Source organism: Curtobacterium sp. PsM8 (assembly GCF_030433875.1).
Classification (GTDB): Bacteria; Actinomycetota; Actinomycetes; order Actinomycetales; family Microbacteriaceae; genus Curtobacterium.
On sequence record NZ_JARUXD010000032.1, the window covers coordinates 1 to 13,150 of the forward strand.

Consider the following 13,150-nt stretch of genomic DNA (forward strand, 5'->3'; position numbering starts at 1 on the left):
GGCCTCCAGTCCGGCCGGGAGGCCCGCCCCCCCCCCGTCAGGAGGGCGCCGGCCCCGAGCCCGTGCGGTGGCGCCCCCCCGGCGCGCGGGGGGCGGCGGGCCGGCCCCCCCCCCCCCCCCGCCGGCCCCCCCCCCGGACCTGCAGGATGGGATCGGTCACTGTTTGAGCGAGACCTTGAGGTAGTTCGGGTACGCCGGGAAGTCGGCGATCTGGAAGTTGTCGACGTCCGAACCGGCCAGGAACGACTGCTTCGCGTACATCAGCGGGACGACCGGGGCGTCGGCCATGATCGTCTTGTCTGCCTGCGCCCAGGTCTTCTGCGCCTCGGACTGGTCGACCGTGGCGCTGGCCTTCGCGATGAGGGCGTCCACCTCCGGGTTGCTGTACTTCGAGACGTTGTAGCCACCGCCACCGATCTGCGACGAGTCGTAGAGGGGCTGCAGGTTGGCGTTCGCGCTCGGGAAGTCCGGCTGCCAGCTGGACAGCGACAGGTCGAAGTCGGTGCCGTTCGTGGTGGCCTGCGTGAACGAGTCGTAGTCGAGGGGCTTCAGCGTGACCGTGATGCCGGCGCGCTTGAGACCGGCCTGCAGCGCCTGCGCCTGCGCGAGGTAGGTCGGGTCGTTCTGCGTGACGAGCGTCAGCTTGAGGTTCGACACCCCGGCCTGCTTCAGCAGCGACTTCGCCTTGTCGACGTCACCCGTGGCGCTCGTCTTGTAGAGGTCGTAGTCCTGGCGACCGGCGATGCCCGGCGTGATGAGCGTCGAGGCGTAGGTGCCGGCGAGGGCTCCACCCGCGGCGATGCGGAACGACTTGCGGTCGACCGCGTACTGCAGGGCCTGGCGGACCTTGAGGTCCTTCAGTTCGCCACGCTGCGTGTTGATCGCCATGTAGCTGATCGGGCCGGCCTTCGACGTGGCGAGGCGGTCCTGCGCGGACGGGTTGCTCCGGACCTGGTTGAGCTCGGCGGCACCGAGGTAGATCGCGCCGAAGGAGCTCTTCGCGTCACCGTTGTCCGCGATCAGCGTCTGCGTCACCGTGGACGGGTCCTGGCTCTCCTTGAAGACGATCTTCGAGGGGCCGGCGGTGCGCACCTCGTCCGTCTTCGCGGACCAGGCCTTGTTGCGGACCAGGGTGACCTGCGAGCCCTGCTGGTTCGACTGCACCTGGTACGGGCCGGACGCCACCGGCTTGAGGTCGTAGGCGCCGGTGTCGGTGCCCTGGCCCTCGGGGACCGGGGTGAACGCCGGCATCGACGCGAGCCACGGCCAGTCGCCGTACGCGTCGTTGAGCTTGAAGACGATGGTCTTGTCGTTCGGGGTCTCGATGCTGTCGAGGCTCTTGCCCTCGAACGGCCCCTTGTAGTCGCTGCCGCCCACCAGGAGGGACTTGTGGTAGCTGAGACCGCCGGAGAGGGTCGGCGCGAACGAGCGCTCGATCCCCCACTTGATGTCCTTCGTGGTGATCGGCGTGCCGTCCTGGAACTCGACGCCGTCCTTCAGCGTGTAGGTCCAGGTCTTGCCGTCGTCGCTCGCGACACCGGTGTTCGTGGCGAGGTCCGGGACGACCTTCGCGGTCTTGCCCGGCTCGACGTCCCACGTGGTGAGGCGACGGGCGACGAGGCCCATCGAGGTGATGCCGAGGCTCTGGCTCGTCGCGGGGTCCAGGTGGAACGTGGTCTGCGACGTGAGGATGTTGAGCGTGCCGCCCTTGTCCGTCCCGCCGCTGGCGTCGTCGGAAGCGTTGCCGCCCGAGCAGCCCGTGAGGACCAGGGCCGCTGCGGCGGCGACGGCCGCGGTGATGGTCAGGCGCTTCGGACGTCTCATGACGACGGGTCTCCTTGTTCGGGGGTGCCGGGTGGGCGGCGTCCATCCTGGCACCGCGCCCGGATCCGTTCCGAATCCCGCGCGTGCGGGACGACGCACAACGAAACACTCCAAGTCGTCGGCGTCGCCCGCCATTCCCGAACGGCGGTCGCGATCTGGAGACCGTCGGGTCTTGCGGACACGGCCTAGCGGTCGAAGAAGTCGCTGATCCCCGGCCACTGGAAGCCCTCGCCGAGGTTCCCGACCTGTTCGCCGAGGCCCCCGAGCGCCTGCTCCCCCTGCGCTGCCACGCCCTCGACACTGCCGCCGAGGTCACCGAGGCCGCCACCCACCGTGTCGCCGAGGCCGGCCGCGACGCCCTCGAAGTCCACGCCGAGGTCCGCCGCCTGCGCGAGCACCGGTCCCGCGGCTGCGCTCAGGACTGCGCCGCCGGCGACCGCGACCGCGAGGCCGCCGACCGCCAGGGCACCACCGCCGATCGCGGCGCCGCCGAGCACCTTGCGCATGGTCCCCGGACGGCTCGTCTCGCCACGTGTCGCAGTCCGGGCGAGACCTGCCGCGGAGGCATCGGTCCCCTGGTCGTGCTGCGGCAGTTCCGCGTTGAGCCGCTGCAGGACCTGCTGGCGCTGCCCCGGGGTGAGTTGGGCGAAGGCGTCGTGGTGGGCCTGCTCGAGGCGCTCGGGGTCGGCGGTCTTCAGCAGGTAGTCGTACTTCGCGATCGCGACGCGGTCGGCCTCGCCCGGTGCGCCGGGACGGGCCTGGTGGTTACCGACCGGGGGCTGCTGCTGGCGTCCGTGCGGCGACGGCGCGGACCACTGCCTACTGACGGGCTGCTGGCCGGAGCGCTTCTGGAGTTGCTTGTCGATGACCTTCGAGGCCATGCCGAGGATGCGGTTCAGGTTCGCCATGCCTTACCTTTGCGTCCACACATGGACAGCCCCGGCGACGACCCGGTGGAACGGCGGTGCAGTCCCCCGACATCTCCTGTGAAGTGCAGCTCGCGGGTCCCCGGAGACCTTCTGGAATACGTGTATCACGCCGGTAGGCTGGCCGTCGAGCGCGCGACCGCCGGACCGCGCTCAGGGCGAACGAGTGAAGCCCGGGACTGCAGGAACAGTCCCGGGCTTCGGTTCGCTCTCCGAGTGGAGGGCCAGGGGAAGACACCGTTCCCCGAGTTCAGCACTCGGGAAGCAGTGTAGCCGAGCTCGCTCGGCGGCACACCCCTGGCCTGACGCTCCTCGTGTCCGCCGGCGATGACACCAGGAGGTACTCGATGTCGCACGACGACGAGCGCCGGCCCAGGCGTCAGGTCCCGTGGCTGGGGATCGCGAGCTTGCTCGTGACCCTCGCACGGTTCCTGCACGACCTGAGCCGCAAGGGCCAGTGACGAGGGCGCCCCGCACCGCTTCCAGCGGCGCGGGGCGCTCCCGTCGTGCGGGGTCAGCCGAGCACGCGGTCCAGGAAGGGGTTGCGGAAGCGCCCCTCCGGGTCGAGGTCCCGCGCCAGCGCCGAGAACGCCCCGAGCTGCGGGTAGACCTGGTGCAGCCGCTCCCGGCTCGCCGCCGCGACCTTGCCCCAGTGCGGCCGAGGCCCGAACGGCGCGAGGGCGTTCTCGATGAGGGGCAGCGCGACCGCGACGTCCTCGTTCTGACGGCGGAACGTGAAGTGGAACGCGACCGAGTCCCGCCCGGAGCTCGGTGCGAGCCAGGCGTCGTCGGCGGCGATGCGACGGATCTCGGACACGAAGAGCACCGGGGCGATGGCGTCCCCGATCCCCCGGAGCGCCTGGATCGCGGGCACGGCGTTGCTCGCGTCGATCATGTACTCGGCCTGGATCTCCTCGCCCGCCGAGGGCGTGAACGACGACCGGAAGTGCGGCAGTCGCTCGTGCCAGGGGCCGGGCACGCCGCCCTGTTCGGTCACACCGGCGGTCTCGCTGCCGGGCACCGGGTGGATCGGTTCGGCACCGGCCACGGCACCGAGGGCGGCGAGGTCGATGACGGCGTCGTCGCGGTCCTCGCGCCGCTTGGTCCAGATCTGCCGGATGCCGTCGTCGGTGTAGCCGGTGAACATGCTGACGCTGTAGCCGGCGGACATGATCGACTCGAACTGCGCGTCGACGACGTCCCAGCCGAGCCCGGTGTGCACGGTCTGCGCGACACGGTACGTCGGTTCGACGGCCAGGTGCACCGCGACGACGACCCCGAGCGCGCCGAGGGCGACCCGGTGCGCGTCGAGCCGGGGGTCGTCAACGCCGACGACCTCGACGTCGCCGGAGGCCCGGACGATCTCGAGTCCCACGACGGACTGGGCGAGCGACGCGTTGCCGACACCGGATCCGTGAGTGCCGGTCGCGACGGCGCCGGCGACCGAGATGTGCGGCAGGGACGCGAGGTTCGCGAGGGCCCAGCCACGGGCCTCCAGGCCGACGGCGACCTGGGCGTGCGTGAGGCCGGCGGCGACACGTGCCACGCGCCGGTCGGAGTCCACGTCGAGTTCGGGCGGGAGGCCCGTGAGCGTCACCTGCACCGCGTCGGTGTCGGCGATGGTGTTGAACGAGTGCCGTGACCCGAGCGCCGTCAAGCGCGGGGTCGAGGCGACCAGCCGCTGGAGGTCGGCCACGGTCGTCGGTTCTGCCAGGTGGCTCGCCGAGTAGGTGACGTTCCCCGCCCAGTTGGTGCGGGTGTGGGCTGCAGTGGTGGTGTCGTCGTCGATCACGTCGCTCATGGTAGGCCTCCCGACCTGACTCAGAAGCCCCGGTCGAGCCGGTGCCAGGTCTGCTGCGTGCGGACCTCGTCGCGGAAGCCGCGCAGCGTGGTGTGCTCGTCGATGACCAGGAACTCGGTGCCGATGATGGTGGCGAGGTCCTCGAGCACCTGGATGCCGACGGCGGTCGTCATCACGGTGTGGTGGGCGGCGCCGGCGCTGAGCCAGGCCTCGGCCGAGACGGGGAACGACGGCTGCGGCTCCCAGACGGCGCGGCCGACGGGCAGGTTGGGCAGCGCCTCGGTCGGCGGGACGACCTCGACGACGTTCGCGGTGAGGCGGAAGCCGTCGCGGGTGTCGCTCAGGGCGGCGACGACCGCGGGGCCGGCGTCGGCGGTGAAGACCAGGCGCACCGGGTCGTCCTTGCCGCCGATGCCGAGCGGGTGGATTTCGAGCGTCGGGGTCGACGAGGTCAGGGTCGGCGACACCTCGAGCATGTGCGCACCGAGGATCTTCTCGGCACCCGGGGTGAGGTCGTACGTGTAGTCCTCCATGAGCGAGGCACCACCGGGCAGTCCGGCGCCGGCGACGTTCATCGCGCGGACCAGGACGGCGGTCTTCCAGTCGCCCTCGGCGCCGAAGCCGTACCCGTCGGCCATCAGTCGCTGGACGGCCAGGCCGGGCAGCTGCTTGAGCGTGCCGAGGTCCTCGAAGTTCGTGGTGAACGCGGCGGACCCGTTCTCGGCGAGCAGGGCGCGGAGTCCGAGTTCGATCGCGGCACCGTCACGGAGCGAGCTGCGCCGCGCGCCGCCGTCCTGCAGTTCCGGGACGAGCTCGTACGACTCGTCGTAGACGGCGACGAGCGCGTCGATGTCCTGCTCACGCGCGGAGGACACCGCCTCGGCGAGCTCGTTGACGGCCCAGGTGTTGACCTGCACGCCGAGCTCGATCTCGGCCTCGGTCTTGTCGCCCTCGGTGACCGCGACGTAGCGCATGTTGTCGCCGAAGCGGGTGAGCTTGAGCTCGCGGATCGCAGCGGCACCGGCGGCGGCGCGGGTCCAGTCGGCGACGCGCTGCTGCACGCGCGGGTCGCTCACGTGGCCGACGGCGGTGGCGTGCCGGACGCCCATGCGGGCGAGGGCGTAGCCGAACTCGCGGTCGCCGTGCGCGGCCTGGTTGAGGTTCATGAAGTCGAAGTCGATGTCCGCCCAGGGCAGCGTGACGTTCGCCTGCGTGTGCAGGTGCAGCAGCGGCTTGGTCAGCGCCTTGAGGCCGCCGATCCACATCTTGGCGGGGCTGAACGTGTGCATCCACGTCGTGACACCGATGACGTTGTCGTCCGCGCTGGCCTCGATGAGGGCGCGGCGGATGCCGTCGGCGTCCTTGAGGACGGGCTTCCACACGAGCTTCACCGGCAGTGCTCCGGCGAGCGACTCGTGCACCGCGCGGCTCTGCTCCTCGACCTGGCGGAGGGTCTCCTCGCCGTAGAGGCCCTGCGAGCCGGTGAGGAACCAGACCTCGTAGCGCTCGAGCGTGGCCTGGGGGTCGACGGCGTCCGTCGTGGTGGGGGTGTCCTGCGTCATCGCATGGCTCCTTCGGGGTTCTGTCCGTAGACGTTCTGGTAACGGTCGAAGAGGCGGTCGACGTCCTCGGGCGCGATCGGCACGAGGTCACCGCCCTGCTTCGCGATGTGGACCGTGCGGGCGACGTCCTCGCACATCACGGCGGCCTTGACGGCGTCCTTCGCGTCCTTGCCGATGGTGAAGACGCCGTGGTTCTGCATGAGCACGGCGCGGGACCGGTGGTCCTTGAGCGTCGCGACGATGCCCTGACCGATCGAGTCGTCGCCGATGATCGCGAACGGGCCGACCGGGATCGGGCCGCCGAACTCGTCGGCCATCGCGGTGATCACGCAGGGGATCTCCTCGGCGCGGGCGGCCCAGGCGGTGGCGTAGGTCGAGTGGGTGTGCACGACACCGTTCACCTCGGGCATGTTCCGGTACACGAAGGCGTGTGCGGCGGTGTCGGAGGAAGGACCGTGCGCGTTGCCCCAGCCCTCGGCCGGCACACCGTCGAGGGTGCAGACGACCTGGTTCTCGGGGGTCAGGTCCTCGCTGACGACGCCGCTCGGCTTGATGACGAACAGGTCGGTGCCGGGCACGCGCTCGGAGACGTTGCCGCCGGTCCAGATGACCAGCCCGTAGCGGACGAGTTCGCCGTGCAGTCGGGCCACGCGCTCCCGCGCTGCGGCGACGGCCGCCTTGGTGGTGTCGTCGGTCATCAGTTCACGTCCTGTTCCTGCTGGTGCGCGTCGGCGCTGCTGTCGCGTTCGGCCTGGAGGCCCGGCTCGGCTGCCGTCGTCGGCTCGCCGGTCGTCGTGGTCGCGCCCGGCGTCGTGGTCGCGCCCGGCGTCGTGGTCACGCCCGCCGCGATCGCCTGGATCGGCAGCGCTGCCCGAAACCGGTCGAGGTACGCCGTGAACCCGTCGACGTCGCGCTGGTCCGGGTCGACGACGTCGGACGCCGCCGAACCGAACACGGTCGTGTCGAGGTACTCGGCGAGCGAGGTGTCGGCCGCGTGCTCCAGGTACGCGGCGAGGACGGCGATGCCCCACGCCCCACCCTCGCTGGCGGTGGCCTCGAGCGCGACGGGCACGCGGAGTGCGGCGGCGAGCTGGCGCTGCGGCAGGCCGGGCGTCCGGAAGAGTCCGCCGTGTGCGGTCATCCGGTCGACGGCGACGCCCTCGGCGTGCAGGACCTCCATGCCGATGGCGAGCGTCGCGAACGCGCCCATGAGTTCGGCGCGGACCAGGTTGCCGAGCGTGAACCGGGCGTCGGGGGCGCGGAGGAGCAGCGGTCGGCCGTCCTCGACACCGGTGACGGGTTCGCCGGCCAGGTAGTTGACGGCGAGCAGTCCGCCGGCGTCGGGGTCGGCGGTGGCGGCCTCGTCGAGCAGGGTGCGGAACACGGTGTCGGCGTCGGTCGGGGTGCCGGCGGCCTCGGCGAAGCGGCCAAACACGCGCGCCCAGCTGCCGATCTCGCTGGCGCCGTTGTTGCAGTGCACCATCGCGACGGCGTCACCGGCGGGGGTGGTGACGACGTCGAGTTCCTCGTGCGGGGTGGACAGCGCGCGCTCGAGGACGACCATCGCGAAGATGCTCGTGCCGACGCTGACGTTGCCGGTGCGCTGCGCGACCGCGTTCGTGGCGACCATGCCGGTGCCGGCGTCACCCTCGGGCGGGCAGAGCGGGGCGCCGGGCTGCAGGGTGCCGGTGGGGTCCAGCCAGGCGGCGCCCGCGGGGGTCAGGTGGCCGGCGTCCTGGCCGGCGACGCGGACCTCGGGCAGGAGTGCACGGAGGTCGGGGACGCCGATCAGGTCCTGTGCGGTGTCGAGCATCCGGGCGTCGTAGTCGCCGGTGGCCGGGTCGATCGGGAACACACCGGAGGCGTCCCCCACACCGAGGACGTCCTGCCCGGTGAGCTGCCGGTGCACGTACCCGGCGAGCGTCGTGATGCCCGTGGTCTGCGCGACGTGCTGCTCGTCGTCGAGGACGGCCTGGTACAGGTGCGCGATCGACCAGCGGAGCGGGATGTTGAAGCCGAGCGCGTCGCTCAGGGCCGCGGCTGCCGGGCCGGTCGAGGTGTTGCGCCACGTGCGGAAGGGCACGAGCAGCTCGCCGTCGGCGTCGAACGGCAGGTAGCCGTGCATCATCGCCGAGACCCCGACGGCGCGGAACGTCGTCGGCACCGTGCCGTGCTGCGCCTGCAGGTCGGCGACCAGTGCGGCGTACGCGGCGCGGACACCGGTCTCGACCGCTGCCAGCGGGTAGGTCCAGCGACCGTCGACGAACTCGTTCTCCCACTCGTGGCTGCCGGAGGCGATGACGGTCAGGTCTTCACCCACCAGACACGCCTTGATGCGGGTCGACCCGAGTTCGATGCCGAGGGTCGTGCGGCCGTCCGCGATCTCGCGGGTCCGGTCGTCGCTCATGGTGGGCCTCCTGCTCTCGCCGTCGAGTGAGCGCTCACACCGTAGCGCGTGAGCGCTCACGTGGACAACTCGTCCGGCCGTGTCGCCGCCGAGCGCACCGGAGGGTGCCGGCGTCAGGCGCCGACGGTGCTCTCGCGGATCACGAGCGAGGGCGTGACCGATGCCGACGCGGCCGTCCCGCCGTCGATCAGCGCCAGGAGCGCCTGCCCGGCGACCCGGCCGAGCTCCTCCAGCCGCAGGTCCACCGTGGTCAGCGGCGGGCGACTCGCCAGGGCCATCACGTCCCAGTCGTCGAAGCCGGTCACCGCGACGTCGCCGGGTACGGACCGTCCGGTCTCCCGCAGTCGGTCGCACACGCCACGGGCGATCTGGTCGCTGCCGCAGACGATCGCGTCGACGTCGGGCGCCTGGCGCGCGAGGACGTCCACGGCCTGTCGCCCCCAGCGCTCGGACCACTCGCCGAAGAGCGGCGGTGCGACCAGGTGCGACCCGAGCACCGACGACGCGCCGTCCGTCCGGCGCACCGCGGACCGGTGCCGTCCGGGTCCGGTGACGACGGCGACCCGCTGGCGGCCGAGTGAGCGGACGTGTGCGGCCACGAGCGCCGAACCGGCGGCGTCGTCGAGGGTGATCGAGACGTCGGCGTCGTCGGTGGAGGGCGTGAAGGCGTAGACGACCGGCATCGACACGTCGATCGGGGGCCGGGCGTCGGCGGAGCGGCCGGTCACGATGACGCCGTCGACGCCGCGGGCCGCCAGGGAGCGCAGGTAGTGGGCCTCGCGCACGTGGTCGTCGCGGGTGTCGCAGAGCAGCACGGCCATCTGTCCGGCGGACAGGGCGTCCTCGGCACCGAGCAGCACCGGGATCGAGAACCGACCGAACGAGTCGGTGGTGATCATGCCGACCGTGTAGGTCCGCCCCGAGGACAGCGCGCGGGCCCGGGCGTCGCCAACGAACCCGAGCTTCTCGGCGGCGTCCTTCACGCGCTGCCGGGTGGTGTCACGCAGCTGTCCGGTGCCGTTGAGCGCCTTCGACGCGGTGCCGATCGACACCCCGGCGAGCGCGGCGACGTCGGTGATCCGGATCGGCTGACCGTTGCGTTCGAGCGTCACGGCAACCACCTTTCCGAGGTTCTGGACGTTCGCATGATCATACGCAAGCCGATGCACGAAGCCCTTGCGCGCCTCCCGTCCCTGTCGTAACGTCCACCGCAGAAAGCGTTTTCCGTCCCGCGACGATGCAGTCCGGACGGCACCAGTCACATCGCAAGGAGGCGACATGACCACCACGCTCGCGACCGACCGCGGCGCGCACACCGCGACCCCGGTCCTCCCGACCGCCGAGGCGCGCCTGACGCTCCGGCCGCTGCCCACCGGTGACGCGCGGATCACCGGGGGCTTCTGGGCGATCCGACAGCAGCGCAACGGCCGCGACGCGATCCGCGGCGCCCACGCCCTGCTCGAGGCCGCCGGGAACTTCCGGAACCTCCGGATCGCCGCCGGGCTCGAGGAGGGCGAGGCGGTCGGGCCGGTCTTCATGGACTCCGACGTGACCAAGTGGCTCGAGGCGGTGGCGTGGGAGTACGGCCGCGCGCCCGCCGACGACCTGCTCGAGCTGCAGCGCGAGGTCACCGCCCTGTACGCGCAGGCGCAGGCCGACGACGGCTACCTCGACTCCGTGCAGCAGATCCGCGGGAAGGGCGAGCGGTACACGGACCTCAAGTGGAGCCACGAGATGTACTGCGCCGGTCACCTGTACCAGGCGGCCGTGGCCCAGCACCGCGCCACCGGGGACGACGCGCTGCTCCAGGTCGCGATCCGGAACGCCGACCACCTGGTCCGCACGTTCGGCGACGGCACCGCACCGGACGGCACGCCGAAGACCCGCGACGTCGACGGCCACCCCGTCGTCGAGATGGGCCTGGTCGAGCTGTACCGCGAGACCGGCACCCGCGCCTACCTCGACCTGGCGCACTGGTTCGTCGACGCCCGCGGGCACGGCATCATCGAGCGGGCCGGCGGCGAGCCGACGTACTTCTCGGACCGGGTGCCCAGCCGCGAGGCCACGACGGTGGAGGGCCACGCGGTCCGTGCCGTGTACCTGGCGGCCGGCGCGGTCGACGTCGCGATCGAGACCGGGGACTCCGAGCTCCTCGCGGCGAGCGAGCGACAGTTCGCGGACATGATGGCGACGAAGGCGTTCATCACGGGTGGCCTCGGCGCCCGCTGGGACTGGGAGGCGTTCGGCGACCCGTACGAGCTGCCGACCGACCGCGGTTACGCCGAGACCTGCGCGGCCATCGGCGGGGTGCAGTGGGCCTGGCGCCTGCTGCTCGCGACCGGCGAGCCGGTCTACGCCGACGCGATCGAGCGCCTGCTGTACAACGCGTTCCTCGCCGGCGTGAGCCTCGGCGGCACCGAGTACTTCTACGTCAACCCGCTGCAGCAGCGCGACCACGCGCACCAGGACGAGAACCGCTCCCCCGCCCACGGCCGCCGCGGCTGGTTCGACTGCGCCTGCTGCCCGCCGAACATCATGCGCACCTTCGCCAGCCTCGACGGCTACCTGGCGACAGCGACCGACGGCGGGCTGCAGGTCCACCAGTACGCGACCGCCTCGCTCGGCGTCGTCGAGGTCGAGACCGGGTACCCGCACGACGGCCGGGTGCGCATCACCGTCACCGAGGACGGACCACTCGCCCTCGGACTCCGGATCCCCGCCTGGTCGGACACCACGACCGTCACCGGTCCGGACGGCTCGACGGGTCAGGCGAGTCAGGCGAGCCCGGCGGCCGGCACGCTGCACGTCATCGACCGCGAGTGGTCGGCCGGCGACACCGTCGAGCTCACCTTCGACACGACGCCGCACCGGTACGTCGCCGACTCCCGCATCGACGCCGCCCGCGGTCAGGTCGCCATCGAACGCGGTCCGCTCGTCTACGCGGTCGAGCAGGCGGACCAGCAGGGCTTCACGGTCGACGACCTGACGGTGGACCCGGCGGCGCCGATCACCGAAGAGCACCGGGACGAGCTGCTCGACGGCGTCGTCACGCTGCGGATCCCGGGGCACGCACCGGCCGAGCACCTGCAGCCGGCGTGGCCGTACCGGCGGCTGGACGGGCCGGGAGGGACGGATCGCGCGGGCGAGGCGACCAGCGTCGACGACGTGGCCGGGTCCGACGACCGCGCCCCGCGCCTCCCGGCCGGATCACCGGTCACCGCGACGGCCGTCCCGTACTACGCCTGGGCGAACCGAGGGGCCGCGCCGATGCGCGTCTGGCTCCCGCTGGCGCGGTGACGTCGTGGACCGCAGGTCGTTCCTCGTCGGCGGGGTCGCCGGTGCGGCAGCCCTCGCCCTGGCCGGGTGCTCCAGCAGCCTGCCGAAGGTCGTCGCGAAGCCGGCCGTCTTCGGCAAGGGCGCGACCGGCACCGTGCAGGTCTGGTGCCGGTCCGCGACCCAGGCCGGTCTGACCTCGGCCGTCGCCGGGTTCAACCGCGCGAACCCGGGGCTGCAGGTCCAGCTCACGCCGGTGCCGGACGCGCAGTACGTGACGAAGCTCGCGACCGCGATCCGTGGCGGGACACCGCCGGACGTCGTCGACATCGACGACATCAACTCGCAGCTGTTCATCTTCCGCGACGCGTTCGCCGACCTGACCGACGTGGTGCAGGACCTCGACTACGTCGATGCGATCTCCCCCGGCCACCTGCGCCTGCTCGAGTACCGCGGCCGGTACTACGGGCTGCCGTACCTGGCGGACAACTCGCAGCTGTTCGTGAACACCGAGCTGTTCGAGCGTGCGGGCCTCGACGTCGAGGAGTCGACGAAGGACCTGTCCACGCTGCTCGACGCGGCGAAGGCGATCCGGAAGACCGGCGACGACGTGTACGGCTGGTCGATCTCCGGCAACGCCGCCGGCATCATCGGCTTCGTCACCCAGCCGCACGTGTGGGCGACCGGCGTCGACATGATGTCCGGCGAGGTCGGCTCGCAGCGGGCGAACATCGTCGGCAACGAGGCCCTGGAACGGATGCTCGAGTTCTACCGGCAGCTCTGGAGGGACGGGGTGCTGTCGAAGGCGACGTACTCCGACGCCGGCACCACGTGGGGAGCGGACTTCCGGGCCGGCAAGGTCGGCATCTTCCCGACCTCGTACGGGGCCACCGTGCCCGCGGCGACGAAGGCGATGCGGGCGAAGATGCAGACCGTGCTCATCCCGTCGTGGGACGGCAAGCGGTCGTTCTTCGACGGCGGCGACAACATGTGCATCCCGAACGGGGCGGCGAACCCGTCCGGGGGTTGGGCGTTCATGCAGTACGCGAACGGGCTCCGGCAGCAGCAGGCGCTGCCGGACGGCGGGTACTTCCCGACCCGGTCCGACGCCGCCACGCCGGAGTACCGGAAGCGGTTCCCGCTGGCCTCCGGGCCGCTGGACTCCTTCGAGAAGGGCTACGCGCCGCGAACGCTGGCGTACAACCTGCTCAACAACCAGCCGTCGTCGCCGTACTTCGCGATGTTCCGCGAGGCCGTGTTCGGGTCGGGGAGCGCTGCGGCCATGAAGACGGCGCAGTCCGACTACCAGCGGATCCTCGACCAGGTCCAGGCCTGAGCCTCCGCTCCCGCTCGTCTC

Annotated in this window: 9 protein-coding genes; 2 read left to right on the forward strand and 7 right to left on the reverse strand. The window is 71.8% G+C overall.

Annotated elements, in window-relative coordinates; all coding sequences use genetic code 11:
* Positions 1–156: 156 nt before the first annotated feature.
* From QCD68_RS09200 to QCD68_RS09230, 7 genes are all read right to left on the reverse strand, one after another.
* Complete coding sequence (locus QCD68_RS09200) at positions 157–1,824, reverse strand: ABC transporter substrate-binding protein (protein WP_253464076.1); 1,668 nt, start codon at positions 1,822–1,824, stop codon at positions 157–159.
* 185 nt (positions 1,825–2,009) lie between these two features.
* Positions 2,010–2,732 carry a hypothetical protein gene (locus QCD68_RS09205; protein ID WP_301222793.1) on the reverse strand — a complete coding sequence of 241 codons (723 nt, stop codon included), beginning with the start codon at positions 2,730–2,732 and terminating at the stop codon, positions 2,010–2,012.
* A gap of 532 nt (positions 2,733–3,264) precedes the next feature.
* Positions 3,265–4,542 (reverse strand): D-arabinono-1,4-lactone oxidase, encoded by a 1,278-nt coding sequence (locus tag QCD68_RS09210; RefSeq protein ID WP_301222794.1) that lies wholly within the window; start codon positions 4,540–4,542, stop codon positions 3,265–3,267.
* Between the two features lie 29 nt (positions 4,543–4,571).
* Positions 4,572–6,113, reverse strand: a complete 1,542-nt coding sequence (gene araA / locus QCD68_RS09215; RefSeq protein ID WP_301222795.1) for an L-arabinose isomerase — start codon at positions 6,111–6,113, stop codon at positions 4,572–4,574.
* A complete protein-coding gene (locus QCD68_RS09220; protein WP_111074761.1) occupies positions 6,110–6,811 on the reverse strand; it encodes an L-ribulose-5-phosphate 4-epimerase in 702 nt (233 codons plus the stop codon). Before QCD68_RS09220 ends, araA begins: the two co-directional genes overlap by 4 nt.
* Positions 6,811–8,520 (reverse strand): xylulokinase, encoded by a 1,710-nt coding sequence (locus QCD68_RS09225; protein WP_301222796.1) that lies wholly within the window; start codon positions 8,518–8,520, stop codon positions 6,811–6,813. The genes QCD68_RS09220 and QCD68_RS09225 overlap by 1 nt, the downstream gene beginning before the upstream one ends.
* Before the next feature lie 113 nt (positions 8,521–8,633).
* A complete protein-coding gene (locus tag QCD68_RS09230; protein WP_111074763.1) occupies positions 8,634–9,632 on the reverse strand; it encodes a LacI family DNA-binding transcriptional regulator in 999 nt (332 codons plus the stop codon).
* A 166-nt stretch (positions 9,633–9,798) separates the two neighbouring features.
* On the opposite strand from QCD68_RS09230, the gene QCD68_RS09235 reads away from it, so the two are divergent.
* Both QCD68_RS09235 and QCD68_RS09240 read left to right on the forward strand, forming a co-directional pair.
* Complete coding sequence (locus QCD68_RS09235; protein WP_301222797.1) at positions 9,799–11,817, forward strand: glycoside hydrolase family 127 protein; 2,019 nt, start codon at positions 9,799–9,801, stop codon at positions 11,815–11,817.
* Positions 11,818–11,821: 4 nt separating this feature from the next.
* Entirely contained in the window at positions 11,822–13,129 is a 1,308-nt protein-coding gene (locus QCD68_RS09240; protein ID WP_301222798.1) for an ABC transporter substrate-binding protein, read from the forward strand.
* The last annotated feature ends 21 nt before the right edge of the window (positions 13,130–13,150 follow it).